Annotated in this window: 22 protein-coding genes and 1 pseudogene; 12 read left to right on the forward strand and 11 right to left on the reverse strand. The window is 64.8% G+C overall.

Translation table 11 applies throughout. The features are described 5' to 3' along the window. Positions 1 to 299: 299 nt before the first annotated feature. Together P6U28_RS18705 and P6U28_RS18710 are read right to left on the reverse strand one after the other, a co-directional pair. Complete coding sequence (locus tag P6U28_RS18705) at positions 300 to 551, reverse strand: hypothetical protein (RefSeq protein ID WP_244607965.1); 252 nt, start codon at positions 549 to 551, stop codon at positions 300 to 302. 312 nt (positions 552 to 863) lie between these two features. Next, entirely contained in the window at positions 864 to 1,937 is a 1,074-nt protein-coding gene (locus tag P6U28_RS18710; protein WP_122402618.1) for a hypothetical protein, read from the reverse strand. A gap of 262 nt (positions 1,938 to 2,199) precedes the next feature. On the opposite strand from P6U28_RS18710, the gene P6U28_RS18715 reads away from it, so the two are divergent. After that, positions 2,200 to 3,228 (forward strand): patatin-like phospholipase family protein, encoded by a 1,029-nt coding sequence (locus tag P6U28_RS18715; RefSeq protein WP_129146395.1) that lies wholly within the window; start codon positions 2,200 to 2,202, stop codon positions 3,226 to 3,228. A 19-nt stretch (positions 3,229 to 3,247) separates the two neighbouring features. On the opposite strand, the gene P6U28_RS18720 is transcribed toward P6U28_RS18715, so the two are convergent. Together P6U28_RS18720 and P6U28_RS18725 are read right to left on the reverse strand one after the other, a co-directional pair. Then, complete coding sequence (locus tag P6U28_RS18720; protein WP_122402616.1) at positions 3,248 to 3,676, reverse strand: CBS domain-containing protein; 429 nt, start codon at positions 3,674 to 3,676, stop codon at positions 3,248 to 3,250. 190 nt (positions 3,677 to 3,866) lie between these two features. After that, positions 3,867 to 4,643, reverse strand: coding sequence for a rhomboid family intramembrane serine protease (locus P6U28_RS18725; RefSeq protein WP_122402615.1), 777 nt, complete (start codon positions 4,641 to 4,643; stop codon positions 3,867 to 3,869). 581 nt (positions 4,644 to 5,224) lie between these two features. Between P6U28_RS18725 and P6U28_RS18730 the strand changes: the two genes are divergently transcribed. The 3 genes and pseudogenes from P6U28_RS18730 (at position 5,225) to P6U28_RS18740 (ending at position 6,795) form a co-directional block, all read left to right on the forward strand. Then, positions 5,225 to 5,779 carry a PAS domain-containing protein gene (locus tag P6U28_RS18730; protein ID WP_407122954.1) on the forward strand — a complete coding sequence of 185 codons (555 nt, stop codon included), beginning with the start codon at positions 5,225 to 5,227 and terminating at the stop codon, positions 5,777 to 5,779. Positions 5,780 to 5,856: 77 nt separating this feature from the next. Beyond that, positions 5,857 to 6,364, forward strand: a pseudogene (locus tag P6U28_RS18735) (GNAT family N-acetyltransferase). Positions 6,365 to 6,486: 122 nt separating this feature from the next. Beyond that, positions 6,487 to 6,795, forward strand: coding sequence for a hypothetical protein (locus P6U28_RS18740; protein WP_407122955.1), 309 nt, complete (start codon positions 6,487 to 6,489; stop codon positions 6,793 to 6,795). 77 nt (positions 6,796 to 6,872) lie between these two features. Here P6U28_RS18740 and P6U28_RS18745 read toward each other — a convergent pair whose 3' ends face one another. Further along, on the reverse strand, positions 6,873 to 8,804 hold the full coding sequence (locus P6U28_RS18745; protein ID WP_407122956.1) for a DEAD/DEAH box helicase: 1,932 nt from the start codon (positions 8,802 to 8,804) through the stop codon (positions 6,873 to 6,875). A 346-nt stretch (positions 8,805 to 9,150) separates the two neighbouring features. On the opposite strand from P6U28_RS18745, the gene P6U28_RS18750 reads away from it, so the two are divergent. Together P6U28_RS18750 and P6U28_RS18755 are read left to right on the forward strand one after the other, a co-directional pair. Continuing rightward, complete coding sequence (locus P6U28_RS18750) at positions 9,151 to 9,891, forward strand: metallophosphoesterase family protein (RefSeq protein WP_407122957.1); 741 nt, start codon at positions 9,151 to 9,153, stop codon at positions 9,889 to 9,891. A gap of 121 nt (positions 9,892 to 10,012) precedes the next feature. After that, positions 10,013 to 10,366 (forward strand): cupin domain-containing protein, encoded by a 354-nt coding sequence (locus P6U28_RS18755; RefSeq protein WP_122402609.1) that lies wholly within the window; start codon positions 10,013 to 10,015, stop codon positions 10,364 to 10,366. 23 nt (positions 10,367 to 10,389) lie between these two features. Here the strand turns inward: P6U28_RS18755 and P6U28_RS18760 are convergent, their stop codons facing one another. From P6U28_RS18760 to P6U28_RS18775, 4 genes are all read right to left on the reverse strand, one after another. After that, on the reverse strand, positions 10,390 to 10,902 hold the full coding sequence (locus P6U28_RS18760; RefSeq protein WP_209296189.1) for a hypothetical protein: 513 nt from the start codon (positions 10,900 to 10,902) through the stop codon (positions 10,390 to 10,392). Between the two features lie 341 nt (positions 10,903 to 11,243). After that, on the reverse strand, positions 11,244 to 11,666 hold the full coding sequence (locus P6U28_RS18765) for a VOC family protein (protein WP_129145775.1): 423 nt from the start codon (positions 11,664 to 11,666) through the stop codon (positions 11,244 to 11,246). A 104-nt stretch (positions 11,667 to 11,770) separates the two neighbouring features. Continuing rightward, complete coding sequence (locus P6U28_RS18770) at positions 11,771 to 11,995, reverse strand: hypothetical protein (protein WP_407122958.1); 225 nt, start codon at positions 11,993 to 11,995, stop codon at positions 11,771 to 11,773. Between the two features lie 3 nt (positions 11,996 to 11,998). Then, the gene (locus tag P6U28_RS18775; protein WP_129145776.1) at positions 11,999 to 13,150 is read right to left on the reverse strand and encodes a zinc-binding dehydrogenase; all 1,152 of its coding nucleotides are present in this window, start codon (positions 13,148 to 13,150) and stop codon (positions 11,999 to 12,001) included. A gap of 179 nt (positions 13,151 to 13,329) precedes the next feature. Between P6U28_RS18775 and P6U28_RS18780 the strand changes: the two genes are divergently transcribed. The 4 genes from P6U28_RS18780 (at position 13,330) to P6U28_RS18795 (ending at position 15,675) form a co-directional block, all read left to right on the forward strand. Continuing rightward, positions 13,330 to 13,809 carry a GNAT family N-acetyltransferase gene (locus P6U28_RS18780; RefSeq protein ID WP_122402606.1) on the forward strand — a complete coding sequence of 160 codons (480 nt, stop codon included), beginning with the start codon at positions 13,330 to 13,332 and terminating at the stop codon, positions 13,807 to 13,809. A 74-nt stretch (positions 13,810 to 13,883) separates the two neighbouring features. Continuing rightward, positions 13,884 to 14,036: a hypothetical protein gene (locus tag P6U28_RS18785; protein WP_244607963.1), complete on the forward strand. Its 153-nt coding sequence runs from the start codon at positions 13,884 to 13,886 to the stop codon at positions 14,034 to 14,036. A 69-nt stretch (positions 14,037 to 14,105) separates the two neighbouring features. Continuing rightward, entirely contained in the window at positions 14,106 to 14,717 is a 612-nt protein-coding gene (locus P6U28_RS18790) for a PilZ domain-containing protein (protein WP_407122959.1), read from the forward strand. Positions 14,718 to 15,048: 331 nt separating this feature from the next. Then, on the forward strand, positions 15,049 to 15,675 hold the full coding sequence (locus P6U28_RS18795; protein WP_122402604.1) for a transglutaminase-like cysteine peptidase: 627 nt from the start codon (positions 15,049 to 15,051) through the stop codon (positions 15,673 to 15,675). 120 nt (positions 15,676 to 15,795) lie between these two features. On the opposite strand, the gene P6U28_RS18800 is transcribed toward P6U28_RS18795, so the two are convergent. Beyond that, positions 15,796 to 17,343: an FAD-dependent oxidoreductase gene (locus tag P6U28_RS18800; protein WP_245163232.1), complete on the reverse strand. Its 1,548-nt coding sequence runs from the start codon at positions 17,341 to 17,343 to the stop codon at positions 15,796 to 15,798. A gap of 127 nt (positions 17,344 to 17,470) precedes the next feature. On the opposite strand from P6U28_RS18800, the gene P6U28_RS18805 reads away from it, so the two are divergent. Continuing rightward, a complete protein-coding gene (locus P6U28_RS18805) occupies positions 17,471 to 17,698 on the forward strand; it encodes a hypothetical protein (protein ID WP_122402602.1) in 228 nt (75 codons plus the stop codon). A 41-nt stretch (positions 17,699 to 17,739) separates the two neighbouring features. Here the strand turns inward: P6U28_RS18805 and P6U28_RS18810 are convergent, their stop codons facing one another. After that, positions 17,740 to 18,447: a GntR family transcriptional regulator gene (locus P6U28_RS18810; protein WP_129145777.1), complete on the reverse strand. Its 708-nt coding sequence runs from the start codon at positions 18,445 to 18,447 to the stop codon at positions 17,740 to 17,742. A gap of 260 nt (positions 18,448 to 18,707) precedes the next feature. Between P6U28_RS18810 and P6U28_RS18815 the strand changes: the two genes are divergently transcribed. Next, the gene (locus P6U28_RS18815) at positions 18,708 to 19,694 is read left to right on the forward strand and encodes an ABC transporter ATP-binding protein (protein WP_129145778.1); all 987 of its coding nucleotides are present in this window, start codon (positions 18,708 to 18,710) and stop codon (positions 19,692 to 19,694) included. The last annotated feature ends 23 nt before the right edge of the window (positions 19,695 to 19,717 follow it).

Below are 19,717 nucleotides of genomic sequence, written 5' to 3' on the forward strand. Positions count from 1 at the left end.
TCACGGTTGCCCGCCCTGCAAAACCCTTCGCGCCGGTGCAACCCACGTCCACCGCCGCCCGGCCCGCGTTCGTGACGATCGCGATACGCCCCTCTTCCTTGGGCCGGATTGCGGCGAGACATACGCCGTTTCCGAATTTCGGTAAAGCGGAATATTTTTGGCCGGGTGGGTTGACCCACCGCTCGCGTGTTTTGCCCGACGGTCAACGCAAGGGATGTGGCCGGGATCGAGCGCAGCGGAATCCGGGAATCCATCCAAGCGGACAAACCAGCCGCGGATCGCGCTGCGCTCCATCGGGGCTACGGACGCCGCTGATCCTCGCTGGAGGCCGCTGACCGGTTGCGCAAATAGGCCTGGGACAACAGGAAGAACAACGCGCGCTCGCCTTGATATTTGGCGGACGGACGCGTGCGCTCGAAACCGTCGGCAAATATCTTGCCGGACTGGTCGCACACCTGCCACCGCCAGCCAAACCGCTTGCGCCTGGTGAGGATCACTTCGAACATGCCGACGAGCCTGGTCCCCTGCTCCGTGCCGGTCTCGCAAGGCATGCGCCTGCTCCGGCCTTCCCCGTTAGACGGACGCCCGACATATAGCGCAGCAGAATGGAAAGAGAATAAGATTTGATTGCAGCAAATGCGTATCTTCCACCGGTCGTGGGCGGCAGGCGCGCCGCTGCTGGAATAAGGCGATGCCGCCGGTGTTTGTTGGCCCCAAGCTGGTAGCGCTGCCAAGATAAGACAGAACACAGCGGTTGAAGAGCAGTTGCTTGGCAGAACCCATACCGGAAGCGGCGGTATTAGGAGATGCACACCCATGCGCGCGATGAGAATTCTTGTGCCGAACGTCTCGCTGCGGGCGGCTTAGCGCGCGACCACCTCGACTTCGCCGTCGACGCCGTTGACGACGTTGAAACCGCGCTCGTAGACCTTGCCTTCGTTCTTGGCGATGGCGCGGTATTCGCCTTCGGAGAGCACGACGCGCGGGAAAGCACCGATCGATTCCTTGATGACGTCGCCGCCCGGAGTCAGCACCGACCAGGCCGTGTTGGCGAGCGCCTCGCCGCCCCTGTCGCTGACCAGCTTGAGCGTGATGACGGCGGCGCGATGGGTGATGGTGACGTCGGTGAGCTTGCCGGCCTGAACGCGAATGTCGGAGCGCACCACGGAATTGGCGTCGCCATAGTTGGAGACGATATAGTAGGTGCCTTCCGGGATCAGCACAACATCGCCGGCGGCGACATTCGGCACCAACGCAGCGCGATCGCCGGACTCGAACTGGCTGCCCTTGTAGATCGCGAACGAGATCTGGTTCTGTGGAATGCGGCTGGTGCCGACCCGGCCCTCGATGCGCAGACCGCCGGCCGGCAGCACGAAGGATTGGCGGTCGGTCTCGGCCTTCAGGCTGACGGTGCGCACCGCGCTGACGAGGCCGAAGGCGACGTGGACGACGTAGTTGCCCGGCGGCAGCACGATGTTCGGCGCGGCGTTGCGATCCTCACGGAGCAGCTTGAAGGTGCCGTTCTCGTCGGGACGGTCGGCGAACACGCGCCAGACCAGGCCGCTGGTAATGGGGGCCGAGTCCTTGCCGTATTTCGCCGTGAGCGACAGCACACCCTGCCCTGGCACGGCCGCATTCAGCGGCGCGGCCGGTGGCACGGTCGTGACTGCGGGCGGCGGCATGCTGGGCGTAGCGGGCTGCATCAGCGTCGGCGGCAGGCTCGGGACTCCGGCGCCCGGCCCGGAGGGCGGTGCCAGGCTGACGGCGCCGCCGGGGTCGGGCACCGATGCCGGCGGCACCGGCGGCGGACGATCGGAGAAAAGCTGCGCCTGCGCAGCATTTTGGCCCGAGGTCACGAGGCACGCGGCAAGGATCAGCGCCGGCAGCAGCCTGCCGCTGCGCCGCCATCCGATGATGCCGTCACCCCCGCGTGTCATGTTCCCTGCTTTTCACCGAAAACGCGGCAAATTCAAGCCTCTGAAACCCCAAGAAATACGGCCTCTGCTACGGCCCCTTCTTTCCCTGGAACTGGGTTGACGCCTGCGTGATTATTCCTGCAGCAACCGTCCATTGCCATACTCCTGCCCTGTGCGCTTCCCAAAGCGACATAAACCATGCTTCGCCCGCGAGATGGCGAAGTCCAGGAACGGTCCCTAGTCTGGTGGTTGGTTGGGGCTGGCCCGGCGTAGGAGAGTTTCGGTGCTGGACATCTTGAAAGGTCGGAGCGCGAACGGCTCGAACGGCGAGAAAATTGGTCTCGGCAGCATCCGCCGGCCGATCGTTGGCCTCGCGCTCGGCGGCGGCGCGGCGCGCGGCTTTGCCCATATCGGCATCCTGAAGACCTTGCTCAGCAACGGCATCGTGCCCGACGTCGTGGTCGGAACGTCAATTGGCGCCGTGGTCGGCGGGGCCTATGCGACCGGCCAGCTCGACACGTTCGAAGAATGGGGCCGCAGCCTGCAAGGCATGCGCAACATCCTCGGCTATCTCGACATCCGCCTCAACGGCTCGGGCCTGATTGGCGGCGAGAAGCTGGCCACCCGGCTGGAAGAGGCGATCGGCCAGACCCTGATCGAAGACCTGCCGATCAAATTCGCGACCGTCGCGACCGAAGTCCGTACCGGCCATGAGATTTGGCTGACCCGCGGCCGCGTGGTCGACGCGATGCGCGCCTCCTATGCCCTGCCCGGCATCTTCTCGCCCGTCCTGATCGGCGACCGCTGGCTGGTCGACGGCGCGCTGGTCAATCCGGTACCGGTCTCGGCCGCGCGCGCGCTCGGCGCCGAAATCGTCATCGCGGCAAACCTTTCCAGCGACATCTTCACCCATTCCACGACGATCTATTCGCACGGCGCGATGCCCACACCGGTCGCGCCGGTGGCCGAGGAGACGACCGCCAAACGGCGTTTCCCGCGGCTGTTCTCGCCCGAGAAGACCATGAAACGTGAGTTCTTCGGCGGCGGCGGACGCCCCGGCATCTCCTCGGTGATGGTGGATGCCTTCAACATCATGCAGGACCGCATCACCCGCGCCCGCCTCGCCGGCGATCCGCCCGACATGCTGATCACGCCCCGGGTCGGCCAGTTCGGCTGGTTCGACTTCCACCGCGCCGACGATCTGATCGCGCACGGCGTACGCGCGGCAGAGCGCGCGTTGGACTCGATCCAGGAAGCGATCCATGTGCTGGCGCCGCCGCCCGAGGGCGCCGCGCCCAAAGCCACCGAGTAAGGCCGCTCAGTAACGCCGGTCAGGCGGTCTTGATGTAGTCGCGCAGGGCTTCCTGTTCGGCCTCGTATTCCTGGACGCGGCGCTTGACGATGTCGCCGATCGAGATCAGGCCGACGACCTTGCCGTTCTCGATCACGGGCAGATGGCGAAACTTGCCTGTCGTCATCATCTCCATGAGCTCGGCGACCGTGTCGGTCTCCTTGCAGGTGACCACCTTGCGGGTCATCACCTCCGAGACCGGCGCCTCCAGCACGCCGGCGCCGCGTTCGCCGAGCACGCGCACAATGTCGCGCTCCGACAGGATGCCCTCGAGCCGGCTCTGGTTCATCACCAGCACTGCGCCGATTTTCTTCTCACCGAGCAGCTTGATCGCGGCCGCCAGCCTGACGTCGGGCTCGACGCTCACGATCTGGTGGCCCTTGGTGTTCAGAATGGAACGTACCGTCATTGTCGCCTCCCTGAATCGGAGCCGTCCGCCTTGCGGCGGTCCGAACTTGATCTGCGAGTCTTCAACTAACAGTTTTGGCGCGGGTTTCACGCTCGCGCGCTTGTCGAAACGTTGCCCCTATGGGCTTGTCGCTCCGGAACATTCTTCCCGGGAATGATGGATGAATTCGGGCCGCGCTGCAAGTACAGCTTCAAGCACGGTCAGAAACGTCCCGTGATGACGCATCCGCAGCATCGCTTCGCACGCGCGGCACCGGATCGAACAGCGCGAACAGCAACAGGCCGGCGAAGAAGCCGCCGATATGCGCTTGCCATGCGACGCTGGTGGTTTCGGCATCGATGCCGATCGCGCCGACGCCGAAGATGATGTTGACGCCGAACCACACGGCGAGGAAGCCGACCACCCGCCCGTCGCGCAGCGCACGCGACAGCGGCAGCGCAGGAACCTTCGCGGCGGTATCGGCATCCGATCGGCTGAACGACAAGAAGCTGCCGCGGGCGAAGGCGAAGCGGATCGCGGCAGCCATCGCGCCCGACACCGAGGCCGAAGCGCCGATCATCGGCGCCACCGCATGCTCATGGGTCACGAGATGGGCGAGCGCGCCGGCCGCCGCCGTCACCGCCAGGAAGACGAAGAACCTGACCGCGCCGAAGCGCCGCGCCAGCGCGCTGCCGAACGGCAGCAGCCACAGCACGTTGAAGCCGAGATGGGTGAGATTGGCATGCAGCAGCGAATAGGTGACGAAAGTCCAGACCTTCGCTCCCGCCCCGCCCGGAATCTGCAAATTGAGCAGCGAGGAATCGTAGCGCTTCGGAATGAAGCCGAAGACGTCGATGGTCCAGTTCTCGAGCTCCGGCGGCAGCAGCACCCGCAGATGGATCAGCGCCAGCAGGGCGATATAGGCGGTCAGCGCCGCCGGCAGCGTCAAGATCGGCTCGCGCGGAGCCTCCTCAGCGGCGGCCGGCATGTTCGGTGACGAATCTTGCGGGGAATCCAAGGCGGCTTCGCTTTCGGGCAATCGGAGCGACAGCTTGGAGATAGTCGCCTTTACCGCCCCTGCGCAAGTGCACAAAAGGACAAGCTGCGAGATGTCCGGCCCGATCCGTCGCTGGGTCTCGGCTCTGCGCAGCAACGCTATGCGTTGCAGCGCGTCCGGGACACGAAGGGTTTAAAAAGGAAAAGGCAGGGCCCTGGGAAAGCCCTGCCTGTCCGTGTCGGTCTTCCGGTGGCCGGAGAGATAAGGCTATCCCCACCCCTCCCCGCGATCGTGACCAAGCTGTTTGACGCCCCTAAGTACAGGCCCCGCCGAGAACCTGGAGAAAGCGGCGAGGCTTGCGACCGCGGTCACCATAGCAGGCGCGCGGCCGACACCAAGCGCATAGTTAATTTAACGTTAACGACGCAAAAGCTGGCATAAGAGGCCCGAAAACGCGCGCGCGGCATGGACGCTGCAAATCCCCTCCTGCACAACAACAGAAGGGATCGCGGGTGCACTGAAGCGGGACAGGTTTGTCCCTTCGAGGTTACACCCCGGGCGAGCGTTCAGTCATGAAACATCCGTCGAGCCGCACGTTCTTCGCGTATTGGGACAAGAAGCGCGGCACTGCGCGGGCCCCTGACCGGGCCGACATCGACCCGGCCGCGGTCCGAGGCCTGCTCGGCGACATCTTCGTGCTGTCCTGTGAGCCGAGCCTCGGCTTCCCGTTTCGCGTCGCCGGCACGCGCGTCTGCGCGCTGGCAGGGCGCGACCTCAAGGATCAGAGCTTTGCGGCGCTATTCGCTGATGCGAGCCGAGGCGAGATCGAGGAGATTACGACGATCGTCGCCGACGAGACGCTGGGTGCGATCGCCGGCATCACCGCGGCGCGCGAGGACGGCAGCAAGGCGCATCTCGAACTGCTGCTGCTCCCCTTCAACGCCCGTCCGCACACACCAGTGAGCGTGACCGGCGTGCTCGCGCCGTTCGACGACGAATGCGGCACGCTTTCCGTCTTCACCCTCACCTCCTGGCGCTATCTGCACCAGCCCGAGAAGCTCTTGCCGCGCGCCATCCGGAAATTGCAGGTCGCACGCGGGCTGATGGTGTATGAGGGGCTGAGATAGCCTCCGCGGCCCGATGCGCGGCATCGCGCCAGCGGAACTGAATAAACTGGTCTAACCAGACGGAACGACGGACCGACATGAGCAAGACGCACTGGCGTCCCGCGCACACCTGCGACTTGCCTGCCATCAGCGCGATTGCGGCACGCATCCACCCCTGCGCTGCCTGAGCGCGCCGAGGTGCTCGCGGAGAAGATGCGGCTCTACCCGGATGGCTGCCGCGTGCTCGGCGCAGATGAAGGCATCGTCGGCTACGGACTGACGCATCCCTGGATGCAATACCGGATTCCGCCGCTCGACAGCTTCCTGCACGAATTGCCCGATCGCGCGGATTGCCTCCACCTGCACGACCTCGCCGTATTGTCCGGCTTTCGCGGCGGCGTTGCACGCGATTATGTTGCCGAGATCGAGCGGCTGGCGCGCGCGTCGCACATCGCGACGCTGGCGCTGGTCTCGGTCTACGCCACGCGGCCGCTGTGGGAACGTGTCGGCTTTCGGGCCGTCACTGCGGATGCGGAACTGCGTACAAAGCTCGAATCGTACGGCGAAGGCACGACATACATGCTGCGCGACCTCGCCGCGACGTGACGTCCCTTCCCGGTCGGCTCACGTGGGCGTGAAGCCGCTCCCTCGAACCGGGCCGGATCAGCCTCCGTCGAAGGTATGTGCGAGCCGTTCCGGTCTCGCCGAACCGAGGCTGGAGAATGTCCATGAAACTCACATTGTCGAAAGTTGCTTTCCTTGCATGCGTTGCAACGGCCGCGCTCACCGCGACCGGTGCCAATGCGGCGCAGGTCCGATCTTACGGCTGCGAATTTGCCTTGTTCGAAAGCTGCGGCAGCGTCGTCGAAATGACGAACCCGGGCCGTGCACGCCGCGTCGTTCGCCTCACCGACGATACCTCGCCGACCTACATGAAGCAGACTGACCCGCGCTACAGTTCGTCGATGCGCGATGCCGGCGGTGGTGGTGGCGGCGGTGGTGGTGGCGGTGGCGGCGGTGGCGGCGGCGGCCGCTGAACTCACACCCGACTTTCAGATGATGTCGCCGGTGCAATCCGGCGGCATCGCTCCTGTCAGCGCGGAACGACAGAAGCTCAACCGCGACGCTTCTTCTTGGCCTTCTTTCCCGATGCACCCTTCACCCGCCAGGGCGTGACCGACGGCTCCGCGTGGCCCGGCCTGTCCTTGTGCTTCTTCTTCCCGAAGGAAGGAGCATCGGCGAATTTCGGCACGCGCTCACCATGAGCCCTGCTGCGTGGCTTGGCTCCACTTGCCTCGCGCGGGCGATCGTGGCGCCGTTCACGATGATCGCCGGCCTCGCGCTGCAAGGCGTGAGGGTGCGCCTCCGAATCTTCCTGCCGGCGGGGCACGTCCGCCATCGGCTCGATGCGAATGCTGTCTTCCTTGTCCGGACGCTTGATCTTGGTGGCGAACGAATCTGCGACCCGCTCGGAGATCTCGAACTCGGTCGTGGTATCCATGATCTTGATGGCGCCGATGTCGCGCTTGTCGATGCCGCCGCGGCGGCAGATCATCGGCAGCAGCCAGCGTGCCTCGGCATTCTTGCGCCGCCCGATCGCGGCGCGGAACCAGACGCTGCCCTCCGTCATGGCGTGTTTCGACGAGGCTTTCCCCGGCTTCGATCGCGCCTTGACGCGATCGTCGCCGCCTTCAAATCTGTCACGCCCGCGCTCCTCGCGCAGCTTACCGCTTCGCTCGCCGGGATCGATGATGTCCTCGGGCGCCGGCAGCCGCGCGCGATACAGCCGCGCGAGCGCGGCGGCGATGTCCTCGGGCGACCGCTCGGCCAATAGCGCATGCGCGAGAGCGAGGTCGTCGGCAGTCGTCTCCTCGGTGAACAGCACGTCCTTCATGCGCTCGTGATCGAGCTTGCGGATTTCGTCCGCCTGCGGCGCCGTGCCCCAGGCCGCATCGATGCCCGAGAGATCGAGCAGCAGTTCCGCGCGCCGCCGACGTGCGGGCGGCACCAGGAGGACGCTCGTCCCCTTGCGGCCCGCGCGTCCCGTGCGACCGGAGCGGTGCTGCATGACCTCGGCGTCGTTGGGCAGATCGGCATGAATGACGAGGTCGAGGCTCGGCAGGTCGATGCCGCGGGCAGCGACGTCGGTCGCGACGCAGACGCGGGCCCGTCCGTCCCGCAGCGACTGCAGCGCCAGCGTCCGCTCGTTCTGCGTCAGTTCGCCCGATAGCGCGACCACAGAGAAACCGCGTTCCAACAGCGCGGCCTGCAGATGCCTGACGGCATCGCGCGTGCTGCAAAACACCAGCGCGCTCGGCGCCTCGTAAAAGCGCAAGACGTTGACGACGGCGTGCTCGACGTCGGCGGGCGCGACGCGGATCGCGCGATACTCGATATCGGCGTGACCACCCTCGTCACCGGCGACCTCGATCCGGAACGCATCGCGCTGATATCGCCGCGCAAGCGCGACGATGCCGCGCGGAAAGGTCGCCGAGAACAGCAGGGTGCGGCGCGTCTCCGGCGTGGTCTCGAGGATGAACTCCATGTCCTCGCGAAAGCCGAGATTGAGCATCTCGTCGGCCTCGTCGAGCACGACGGCGGCGAGTTGGGAGATGTCGAGGCGGCCGCGGCGCAGATGATCGCACAGCCGCCCGGGCGTGCCGACGACGATGTGCGCACCGGCGGCCAGCTCGCGCTGCTCGCGCCGCGGGTCCATGCCGCCGACACAGGAGACGACGCGCCCGCCGGCATGCCCGTAGAGCCAGGCGAGCTCGCGCTGAACCTGAAGCGCGAGCTCGCGGGTCGGCGCCACAATCAGGGCGAGCGGCGCGGCCGCAGGTCCGAACTGCTCGGCGTCATCGAGGAGATTCTTGGCGATCGCCAATCCGTAGGCGACGGTCTTGCCGGAGCCGGTCTGGGCCGACACCAGGAGGTCGCGGCTGGTCGCTTCGTGGGCGAGCACGGCGAGCTGGACGGGGGTCAGTGAATCATAGTTCCGCTCGGCCAAAGCGCGGGCGAGCGGCGGGGTCAGGGCCGGAAAAGACACGGGATGGAGAACCTTGGTTGATTCAGGCGCGGAACGGTGATCCTGCGGACCTGAGCTGCGTGCGCGGCAAACGGCCCGGCCGCACGCTGATTTGATCTGGGCGCTCTTTACGCCAAAGGGTCGGAAATCACCATGCCTATGATGCATGGCTTGATGGAGAGCACCGCGCCGGAAGGTTGCAGCGGATTTTTACGGCCACCTCCATTAACCTGAGACCCACCGGATCGGATGGGAATGACCAAGTGACGCCGTCCGTCAAACGCACCTGCGGCCATCGGCTGATCCTAGATGAGTCCTGCGACCCGGCAGAGCTAAGTTCAGATAAAACAGAATAGGGAGCACGACGATGCGGTTGGCAGTCATTTCCGATATCCACGGCAATCTTGCTGCGCTTGAGGCGGTGCTGGCCGACATCAAGGCGCGGGGCGTCGACCGTACGGTCAACCTCGGCGATTGCGTCACCAGCCCGCTGTGGCCGAGAGAAACCTTCGAAGCCCTCCAGTCGCTGGCGTTGCCGACCGTGCGCGGAAACCATGATCGCTGGATTGAGGAGTTTCCGGACGACAAGCTCTCGCCGGCAGGCCTGTTTGCGCGTCGCGCACTGACTGCGGAGCAACGGCGCGCGCTCCACAGCCTGCCTCCCCAAATTCGGCTGGACGAAGGGATCCTGGCCTGCCATGGCACGCCCGAAGACGATACGGCGTGCCTGATGGAGGAAACGCTCGACGACGGCCGCTTTGTGCCGGCACGCCGCGAAGTTCTGGCGACGCGCCTTGCGAGCGAGCCGACGGCGCGCGTGGTGCTGTGTGGCCATAGCCACCGCCAAGCCGTCATTCACGGTCCGCGCGAGTGTCTGGTCCTCAATCCCGGAAGCGTCGGATGCCCGGTCTTCGCGGACATTCCCTTTGCCGCGAAACTGGAACACCGCTCGCCTCACGCCCGGTATGCGATCATCACGAAGGGAAAAAGGGGCTGGCAAGTCGAACTTCTCGCCCTCGAATACGACTGGGAGGCCGCCTCGGCACGCGCGCTCGCCAACAACCGCCCGGAATGGGCGCAGGCGATGTTGTCCGGATACGTCAAATAGAAGCCGGCTGTCGTGAGATCTCCGAATCCACGCCACAGGGCAGGATCGACCGCGCGTACGGCCTTGTCGCGCCCGCCACGCGCCCCCAAATCGTGCCCCAAGCGGGAGCAACGGGTGAAACATGGCCGACAGCATATCGCTTGCCGACAAACTGGCGACCTTTGGGGACTATTGGTCGCCGCGCACAATCACGACCTTCAACGATTGCGACGTGATGGTGGTGAAGGTGAAGGGCGAGTTCACCTGGCACAAGCACGACGACACCGACGATTTCTTCCTGGTCCTGAAGGGCCATCTGGACATCGAAATGCGGGATCGCACGGTGACGCTCGGTCCGGGCGAGCTCTATGTCGTGCCCAAAGGCGTCGAGCATCGCCCAGTGGCCCGCGAGGAGGTTCATCTCATGCTGATCGAACCGACCGGCACGCCAAATACGGGCGACACGGCGACCGCCGCTGCGCGCAAGCTCGCATAGCGAGCAACGCCGTTGTCTCTGGTCTAGTCCCTCGAGGTCTCCAGCCTGCTGAAGCTGCCGACCAGCTTGGCTTTTGCCCGCGCAACAGTGTCCTTGGCAGCGCGGGCCAAGGCTCGGACGGCGCGCCAGGCTTCGGTCGCCTGCAGCCACGCCTTCATCGCCGCGACCTTCCCGTAGGTCCAGGCGAAGGCCGGAATCCGCATCAGCTTGTCCCGCGTGAGATGGAACAGGCGCTCCACCAGCACGAGCTTGAGCAGCTCGCCGATGATGAAAGTCACCGCACCGGTCACGAACTGCCCCGTTGCAGCGAGGTAGGCAGCGACCGGTTTGATCGGTTCGAGAATGATGACGGGCACGGAAAATAAGGCGAGTGACGGATAAGGCGGAAGCGCCCTGATCCAGGCGCGCAACCGCCGGAATTCGAAATGCCGCCCAATCCAGCGGGCGATGGGCCGTGCCACGGCCATGAAGACCGCATCCACCAGGAGGTAGACCGCAGCCAGGATGTAAGTGACGGGTTTCAGGATTCGCTTCACGATACCTCTCCCGCGAACTGAAAGCCGGAACTGGGGCCTAAGTTTCACCTCGACGTGAATAACTTGCGAATTCCTGGTGGAACTTTTTGGGCGAAGGGCGCCCCAACTGCGCTCTTCCTTCTCCCTTTGTGGAAGAAGGTGGGATAGGCGGCCTTCGGCCGCCGTTCCTGAGAACGCCGAGGCGAAGCTTCGGCTGTGGCGCCGGACGAGGGGTATCTCTGGGAACAACGACCGAAACTCACGCGCGGAGAGATATGCCTCACCCGTCTCGCCGCTTTGCGGCGAGCCACCCTCTCCCACAAGGGCCCACAAGGGGAGAGGGTGAAGTCAGACCAACGTCCTCATATCTCCGCATAGACCTCCAGAAGATTGCCGTCGGGATCGCGAAAGAACAGCGTGCGGTGGCCGAAAGACTGGTTCGTCGGTGGCGACAGCAGCGCCACGCCATGCCGCGCGAGTTCATTGGCGCATTGATCGACCTCGGCCACGGAAACCCTAAAGGCCAGCTGCAGCGAGGCGCTGCCCGCCGGAATCGGCGCATCGGCGGCGGTGCGGCTCGGTCTTGCCAGCGCCAGCGTGTTGCTGCCGAGGCCGTACTCGATCCAGTTCGGCGACAGCTCGCGCGAGAGCGGAAAGGCGAGGACGTCCTCGTAGAAGCGCCGCATCGCGGCCATGTCGCGCACGAAGATGACGGTGTAGTCGATTGCGCGGATGGAGTTGAAGGGGGAGCGCCGGGCCGGTTCGGGTGTCTTTTCGTCGGTCATTTCGTCACTCGTTCCAGGCTCCGACTTGTAGCCCGCATGGAGCAAAGCGGAATGCGGGACCAGGCGTCCCCGTATTATGGTCCGCTCCATCCCGGGCTACGGATTTATCTATCGCAGCAGGCCGCCACCATAACGCAGCTCATAAAGCGGTGTACCATCGTGCCGCGCAATTGTCTCGATGCCGTGAAACCGATGGCGCGCGGTGCTCGAGCTGCTTCGAGCCGGTGAGCAGCGGCGTGGGCGATGGTCGCGTCGTCGTCGAGGCCCGCATAAGTGCGTCTCTTGGCCTCGACCAGGAATGCCGCGAGATCGGGCGGGATGAACGGCATCGCCTATTCCACCAGCTCCGGCCACGGCACGATGGTCGACTTCACCGTCTTCATCGCCATCGCGTCCTTCACCGCCTGCGCGACGCCCGATTCCGTGAACGGATAGATCGTCTGCATCTTCAGCCACGGATATTTGTCACGCGTGCGATAGAGCATGTCGACGCCGAGCGGCAGGTCGTTGCCGGTGAAGCCCCAGGATCCCAGCACGTTGAGGTCCTTGGTGCAGATGCGATGCCAGGAGGTCTCGATCGAGCCGGCGTCGGTGAACTGGCCCATCTCGACATAGGTGCCGCCATCGCGCAACATCTCGATGCCTTCGGGGCCCGCCGAGGGATGTCCCGAGCAGTCCATCACGAGGTCGGCGCCGAAGCCGCCGACGATGTCGCGCACGCGCGCGATGCGCTCCTGCGGTGATTTCAGCTCCTCGATGTTGACCGTCGCCGCCGCGCCGAATTCGCGGGCGAGCTTGAGCCGCGGCTCCTCCGGCGCGCCGACGCAGATGACGCGCCCTGCCCCCATCTCCTTTGCGGCCGCGACCGCGAGAATGCCGATCGGGCCCGAGCCCTGGATCACCACGGTGTCGCCCCAGCTGAACCCGCCTGCGCGGGTCGCGCGATTGAAGGCGCGGATGCAGGAGGTGAGCGGCTCCGACAGCGCCCCCAAACGCAGCGACATGTCATCGGGCAGCTTGTAGATCTTAGTGCCCGGCAACATGTCGAGATCGACATAGACATATTCGGCCCAGCCGCCCCACAGATGCGGCGCCTTGTCGAAGCCGAGATAGCGGCCGTAATAAACCGGCGTCAGGCATTTGTTGGCGGTTTGTGGATAATGGATGCAGTAATAGCAGCGTCCGCACGGCATCAGCGGCGGGATCATTACTTTTGAGCCGACCTTGAGCGGTTTGCTCATGAAGTCCTCGGTGAATTCATCGCCGCATTCGACGATGACGCCGCCAAGCTCGTGGCCGAGCGTGAACGGCCAGGGCAGCGGCTTCGGCCAATGCCCTTTGAGAATATGCAGATCGGTGCCGCAGACCCCGCAGGCGCCGACCTTGATCAGCGCAGCCTTGCGGCCGACCTTCGGCCACGGCACGGTTTTGATGACGGGCTCCGAGCCCGGCCCTGCGTGGGTGCAGACGCGGATTTGCTCCATGGTGTGTCCTCGCTGCCCGTTTGTTATGATTGGTTGTGCGGGCTGATGGGAAGCGTATGTGAGATGCGCGGCCATGCCAAGGTGGTGCGGCAACGCGTAGCCCGCATGGAGCAACGCGGGATGCGGGGACAGCGGCCCCGGATTACGCAGCTCCATCCGGATCTACAAGGATCACGCCGATGCTGCGCGATTATAGGTCCGACGATGCGGATGCGATCGTGCGCGTTGCTCTCGCGGCGTTCGCACAATTCGAGCATGACTATTCCGACTGGCCGCTGTTTACGGCCAATGTCGCGAAGATGCCGCTACTTGCCAAGACCGGCGAGATCATCGTTGCCGAAAACGGCGATCAGATCGTCGGCGCCGTGGCCTATGTCGGCCCACAAGCGCCGAAGCCGGCATTCTTCGATCCGTCCTGGCCAATCATCCGCATGCTGGTGGTCGATCCTTCCGCGCGCGGCAAGGGCATCGGCCGGCAATTGACCGAAGAATGTCTGCGCCGCGCCGAGCGCGATCAGTCCCCGGTCATCGCACTGCATACGACGACGATCATGACGGTTGCGCTGCCGATGTATCTGCGCATGGGGTTTGAGAAGGTGCATGAGGCGCCGGATATCTCCGGCGTGCCGTATGCGGTTTACGTGAAGTCGCTCGGGTAGTCTGGTGGCCCGCATGGCGCGCAGCGTAATGCGGAGACAGCGGCCCCGGATTTCGCTTTCGGTCCATCCAGGCTATGGCGCTGATCGGCCTGATCGACGGCGATCCGGCCGGCCCGATCATGAGCGGGGCCGCCCGCGTGCTGGGTGCGACTGTATTGGCCTGCCCGCCCTTGCTGTGGCTTTTCGAGCGCATTGTGTCTGTCCGTTACCGCCGCGCCCGATCCTAACGCGGCATTAACCCTATGCACTTTAGGGTCGTGCCGGACTCCGCCCGGGCGGGGGGTCGGGTGTTGGAAATGGCGTTGGCGAACAAAAAATTTCTTCCTGCCACCGAGGAGCGCAGGCGCTTCCAGCGGGTGAAGGTGCACCTGCTCGGCCGCTACATGCTGCCGGACCGCCGGGAATTCCCCTGCCAGGTGATCAACATGTCGCCGGGCGGCCTTGCTTTGCTCGCCCCCGGCATCGGCAATGTCGGCGACCGCGTGGTTGCCTATCTCGACCATATCGGCCGCGTCGAGGGCAAGATCACCCGCATCATCGACAACGGCTTTGCCATGACGATCGGGGCGACGCCGCGTAAGCGCGACAAGCTCGCGGCCCAGCTGACCTGGCTCGCCAACCGCGACATCCTCAATCTGCCTGAGGATCGCCGTCACGAGCGTATCGTGCCGCGCAACCCGATCGCGGTGCTGACGCTCGAGGACGGCACCAAGATGACCTGCCGCATCATCGACCTCTCGCTGTCGGGCGCGGCCATCGCCGCGGAGAACCGGCCGCCGCTGAAATCGACGGTTCTGCTCGGCCGGGTCCAGGGCCGCGTGGTCCGAAACCTCGAAGACGGCTTTGCGCTGGAGTTCATGCACGAGCAGCCGGCCGAGACACTCGAAGAGAGCGTTACCGCGCGGTAAAACGCAAGGACGCGAAAACTTCGGCATTTCCAGGCTCGAAGGCGGCCTCCGCGATGCGGACGCCGCCTTTTTCATGTCTTGCGGCAAGCCGCCCCGCGGTTAACGCGTGGGTTGTAGATGCCCGCAAACAACGCTTCCGCCGGCGTTTCCCCGTTAATGGATAAAATTTGAATCAATTGCAGTCATATCGAATTTTATTTGAATTCGATTCAAGTATAGATCGAATTCGCCGCGCCTTTTACTTGCATTCGTCTCGACTTGACTTGGTTGACTTAGCGGCAACTCAAAAGCTCCGTGCCAAACGTGGTCCCAACAAGAAACGGGGGCCGCAATGTTTGACTTCAAGGGACAGGGGAAGAGGCTGGCGATTGTCGCCATGCTCTTCGGGATCAGCGCGGCAGCGCAGGCCGGCGAAGGCCGTCTGCTCTACGCGAGCCTCGGCGACACCACGCGTGCACCGATCGGCTGGGTCGAGTTCTGCGCGGACAATGCTGCCCAGTGCCAGGGTGCGCCGATGCAGCCGCGCGACATTGTGATGTCACAGGCCGCGTGGCGCGACCTCGTCAAGGTCAATCGCTGGGTCAACGAGACCATCAAGCCTTTGACCGACCAGGAGCACTGGGGCGTGATCGAGAGGTGGTCGCTGCCGACCGACGGCTACGGCGACTGTGAAGACTACGTGCTGTTGAAGCGCAAGATGCTGATGGATGCCGGATGGCCGCGCCAGGCCCTGCTCATCACCGTGGTGCGCGATAAGAAGGGCGAAGGCCACGCGGTGCTGACGGTGAAGACCGACAAGGGCGAGTTCATTCTCGACAACCAGAACGAGAACGTCGTCGCCTGGACGGAGACCGGCTACCGCTTCGTCAAGCGCCAGTCGCAGAGCGATCCCAACGTGTGGGTCTCGCTGGGCGATACCAAGCCGGCGGTCTCCACCGCCAGCGCGAAGGATCAGTAGGAACGAGACAACGAGTTACGCGGCCCGGTCACATCCCCACCCCTCCCCGTCCCAGACCGGTTCGCGCGCGGCCAGCCATCCCCCAATGGCTGGCCGCAACTTTTTCGGGGGGATGACCACTCACTCTGCGGCTTCAAGATTGGCGGGCTTGTCGGCCTCGCCCAGCGGCGACACTGCGGGGCCGTTGAGCGCGGTGCCGTCGGGCGCAAACTGCGATCCGTGACACGGGCAATCCCAACACTGTTCGAGTGAATTCCAGTGCACGACGCAGCCGAGATGGGTGCAGCTTGCCGAATGCAAGTGCAATTGCCCGTTCCGGTCGCGGCACGCAGCGATCTTCTTCAGGCCGCTGCGGACGAGGCGCCCCTCGCCCGGCCGCAAATGTTCGACGCTCGCGATCTCACTCGCGGTGAGATATTCCGCGAAATTCTTCAGCGGCGTGATGTTCTCGCTGATGAACTCGCCGATGTTCTTGTGGATCTTCCGCGTCGGAGCGTAGACCTCTTCCCACGGGCTCGCGCCAATCGTGATCAGATCCGTCACCAACAAGCCGGCAACGAGCCCGTTCGTGATCCCCTGCCCTGAATCGCCGCTGACGACGTAGAGATGCTCTTCGCCGGGACTGCGGCCGATGAAGCCGGCGAAATCGATCGGCTCCAGCACCTGGCCGGACCACCGATGAGTGACCTCGCGCAGGTCCGGCAATCGCTCGCGCCCCCAGCGTTCGAGCGCATCAAGGCGTTGTGCGCCGTCGTTCGCTTCGCCCGACTTATGGTCTTCGCCGCCGATGATCACGAGATGCTCGTCGGTGGAGAACGGCTGGAGTCGGACATAGTGATAGGGATCGAGCGTATCCCAATAGAGCGCGTCCTCCAGCGCTCCGGCCGCGATCTTCGCGGCGAGCGCATAGGTGCGGTAAGGCGCCTGCTTGGTGTGGATCGCGACCTGCACATTGACGGGCGAGTTCGTCGCGACCACCACGTCGGCGGCGTGGACCTCGTGGCCTGAGGCGGTCGTCACGACCATGTCGCCTTGGCGTTGACGGATGCTCTCGACACAGGTGTCGGCGTAGAGCCTGGCGCCCCGGCGCTCCAGTGCGCTCGCGAGACCAGCGAGATATTTGGTGGGATGCAGGCGCGCCTGGCGCGGAAAACGCAGCGAACGCATCTGGCCGTTGGCATGGAACGGGGTCGGCTCGACGTAATTTTCGACGGGAATCCCCAGCCTGAGACAGCAATCCAATTCCTCGTCCAGCTCGGATGCTGGCGTTTCGGGCGCCTGCACCCAGTAACCGTCCACGCGTTGAAAATCGCAATCGATGTGCTCGATGCGCTGAATGGCCTCGGCGCGATCGATCGCGGTCACGACGCTCTGATAGTAGTGGCGGGCACAGTCGGGGCCTCGCACCCTCAACAACTCGTCGTAACCGTCGTCGAGCGCCGTCGCCAGGTGTGCGGTGGTACGCGCCGTCATCCCGCTGCCGATGCCGCCGCGGTCCAGCACCACGACCGAACGTCCGTGGCTGGCAAGCTCATAGGCGACCGATAATCCGGAAATTCCGGAGCCGACAACGGCGACGTCCGCTCCCACGGTCCCGGATAGCGCCGGCGCGTCTGCGACCGAGATATCCATCCAAGGCGATCGGGTGTGCTCGTCCCGTACGTTCATGGCAGTTCTCCTCGGAAGAACAAACGATGTGGTACGATCAGGGTTCCTGTCGCCGGCCGGCGAGCGGAACGTGACCGTGCTCACCTCATCGATTAGGAACCTTCATCGTGCTCGCGCATGAAACCGCATGAAAACTCCATCACCCGGAATGCGCAGGGCGCTGCGTCAGGCTCAGTTGTACGGGCACCTGCTCGTCCGCAATGACAGGCTGTATCATCCGGGAGGCAATCATCCGATCTGCTCCATACAGCTTGCACGAGAGATGGTCAGGTCAGGATGGATGACCAAGCACGACGGCGAATACGAAATCACGCCTGACGGGCAGCTCGCCGCTGAAAGCGAACTCAGCCGCTGATGCGGCGTCGCGGGCGCGACCGCAACCCCGCGCGGTACCGGTCAGGCGCCGAGCACATCCGCCAGCCGCAGCTCGTCGGCGGCGGGATCCTTCAGGAACAGCTCCGCCTCGATCTCGTTCAGGTGCGACAGCATCAAGGCCCCCGCGCGCGCCTTGTCGCGCTTGCGGATCGCGGCGACGATTCCCGCGTGATGATCGGTGCCGCAGGCCGGCGTGTCGTGGCGGCGGTAGAGCAGGATGATGAGCGAGGAGCGCGCGATCAGCTCCTTCAGAAAGCCGAGATAGATGCCGTGGCCGCTCATCTCGGCGACGAGACGATGAAACTCGCCGGAGAGCCGCACCGAGGCGCGCGCATCGCCGCGCAATTCCGCTTCGCGCTCCTCGGCAAGATGCTGGCCGAGGCGATCGAGCCAGGCCGGCGAAACGGCATCGATCGCGCGGTCCACGATGGTAGGCTCGATCAGGCGGCGCGCCTCGAACACTTCGCGGGCATCGGCGGGCGTCGGCCGCGCGACGAAGGCGCCGCGGTTCTTCTCGATGTTGACGATGCCCTCATGTGCGAGCTGCTGCAGCGCGGTGCGCACCAGCGTACGGCTCGCGCCGTAGATCTCGCCGATCTCGTCCTCACCGAGCTTGGTGCCGGGCAGCAGGCGATGTTCGAGGATCGCCGCGGTCACGCCCTCCCGGATACGGCTGACGCGATCGCTCGCATCTGGCGCATCGGGTTTTTGGCGGGTCTTGGCGGCCATGGGGGGCGGGAGCTCGATCGACAGGCGTTCGGCCTCGAATGTTAGTCGACGAGCTGTATCCAATCACAGGCGAAACTTTATACAATCTTCGCCCGTTTTGTGTGCAGATGACTGCGCAGGTGGTGGCCAGCCAACCGGGGGCCGGAACTGACCTAACGATCTGACTCCGCTGCACAGTTTTGGAAATTCGCACAGCCGCGGGCTGTTGGCACGGACCTTGCGGAGAGAGGCGAGACGCATCGCCCCTCCTCGGACACGCCATGGCCACTCCCGCCGCTCTCGAACTGGTCGCCGTCACCAAGCGCTACGACACCACGCTGGCGGTCGATAACGTCAATCTGAAGATTCCGGCCGGCACCTATTGCTGCCTGCTCGGCCCCTCCGGCTGCGGCAAGACCTCGACCCTGCGCATGATCGCCGGCCACGAGGCGGTCAGCGCGGGCGACATCATCCTGGGCGCGCAGAACGTCACCGACCTCGAGCCCGCCAAGCGCGGCACCGCGATGATGTTCCAGTCCTATGCGCTGTTTCCGCACCTCTCCGTGCTCGACAACGTCGCATTCGCTTTGAAGATGCGCGGCATCGACAAGCCGACGCGGCACAAGCGCGCCGGTGAATTGCTCGAGCTGGTCGCGATGAGCCAATATGCGGGCCGTCTGCCGGCGCAGCTCTCCGGCGGTCAGCAGCAGCGCGTCGCCCTCGCCCGCGCGCTGATCACCGAGCCGCAGATCCTGTTGCTCGACGAGCCGCTGTCGGCGCTCGATCCTTTCCTGCGGGTGAAGATGCGCGGCGAGCTGAAGCGGCTGCAGCGCGAGCTCGGGATCAGCTTCATCCAGGTCACCCACGGCCAGGAAGAGGCGATGGCGCTCGCCGACCACATCGTTGTGATGAATCACGGCCGGATCGAGCAGCAGGGCACGGCGCGCGAGATCTTCCACCATCCCCGCACCGAATTCGTGGCGCGCTTCATCGGCGGCCACAACGTGATCAGCGACGCCGGCAATCTCATCGCCGTGCGCGCCGATCAGCTCGGCATCGTGCCGTTGGCCGACGGCGCCTTCGGTGCGCCGGCGCTGCTGACGCAGACCGAGTACCAGGGCTCCTATATCGCCGTCTCGCTCACGCTCGACGACGGCACCGCCCTGTTCTCCCATGTTCCCGAGGCCACCTTCGACGTCCACCCGTTCCGTCCGGGCGATCGCGTGCTGGCCACCTGGGATCCCGCCAAGGCGCAACGCCTGCAATAGCGCCGATCGATCACTGGAATGCG

Origin of the sequence: Bradyrhizobium sp. STM 3561 (genome assembly GCF_045571455.1) — a bacterium.
In the GTDB taxonomy this organism is placed as follows: domain Bacteria; phylum Pseudomonadota; class Alphaproteobacteria; order Rhizobiales; family Xanthobacteraceae; genus Bradyrhizobium; species Bradyrhizobium vignae.

Coding starts and splice junctions, on each gene's coding strand:
- P6U28_RS18810 (WP_129145777.1), bottom strand. CDS start 18,447: ATGGCCGCCAAGACCCGCCAAAAACCCGATGCGCCAGATGCGAGCGAT.
- P6U28_RS18755 (WP_122402609.1), top strand. CDS start 10,013: ATGGCCGACAGCATATCGCTTGCCGACAAACTGGCGACCTTTGGGGAC.
- P6U28_RS18785 (WP_244607963.1), top strand. CDS start 13,884: ATGGCGCTGATCGGCCTGATCGACGGCGATCCGGCCGGCCCGATCATG.
- P6U28_RS18795 (WP_122402604.1), top strand. CDS start 15,049: ATGTTTGACTTCAAGGGACAGGGGAAGAGGCTGGCGATTGTCGCCATG.
- P6U28_RS18720 (WP_122402616.1), bottom strand. CDS start 3,676: ATGACGGTACGTTCCATTCTGAACACCAAGGGCCACCAGATCGTGAGC.
- P6U28_RS18750 (WP_407122957.1), top strand. CDS start 9,151: ATGCGGTTGGCAGTCATTTCCGATATCCACGGCAATCTTGCTGCGCTT.
- P6U28_RS18800 (WP_245163232.1), bottom strand. CDS start 17,343: ATGAACGTACGGGACGAGCACACCCGATCGCCTTGGATGGATATCTCG.
- P6U28_RS18765 (WP_129145775.1), bottom strand. CDS start 11,666: ATGACCGACGAAAAGACACCCGAACCGGCCCGGCGCTCCCCCTTCAAC.
- P6U28_RS18725 (WP_122402615.1), bottom strand. CDS start 4,643: ATGCCGGCCGCCGCTGAGGAGGCTCCGCGCGAGCCGATCTTGACGCTG.
- P6U28_RS18805 (WP_122402602.1), top strand. CDS start 17,471: ATGAAAACTCCATCACCCGGAATGCGCAGGGCGCTGCGTCAGGCTCAG.
- P6U28_RS18775 (WP_129145776.1), bottom strand. CDS start 13,150: ATGGAGCAAATCCGCGTCTGCACCCACGCAGGGCCGGGCTCGGAGCCC.
- P6U28_RS18790 (WP_407122959.1), top strand. CDS start 14,106: ATGGCGTTGGCGAACAAAAAATTTCTTCCTGCCACCGAGGAGCGCAGG.
- P6U28_RS18780 (WP_122402606.1), top strand. CDS start 13,330: ATGCTGCGCGATTATAGGTCCGACGATGCGGATGCGATCGTGCGCGTT.
- P6U28_RS18770 (WP_407122958.1), bottom strand. CDS start 11,995: ATGCCGTTCATCCCGCCCGATCTCGCGGCATTCCTGGTCGAGGCCAAG.
- P6U28_RS18730 (WP_407122954.1), top strand. CDS start 5,225: ATGAAACATCCGTCGAGCCGCACGTTCTTCGCGTATTGGGACAAGAAG.
- P6U28_RS18815 (WP_129145778.1), top strand. CDS start 18,708: ATGGCCACTCCCGCCGCTCTCGAACTGGTCGCCGTCACCAAGCGCTAC.
- P6U28_RS18705 (WP_244607965.1), bottom strand. CDS start 551: ATGCCTTGCGAGACCGGCACGGAGCAGGGGACCAGGCTCGTCGGCATG.
- P6U28_RS18710 (WP_122402618.1), bottom strand. CDS start 1,937: ATGACACGCGGGGGTGACGGCATCATCGGATGGCGGCGCAGCGGCAGG.
- P6U28_RS18740 (WP_407122955.1), top strand. CDS start 6,487: ATGAAACTCACATTGTCGAAAGTTGCTTTCCTTGCATGCGTTGCAACG.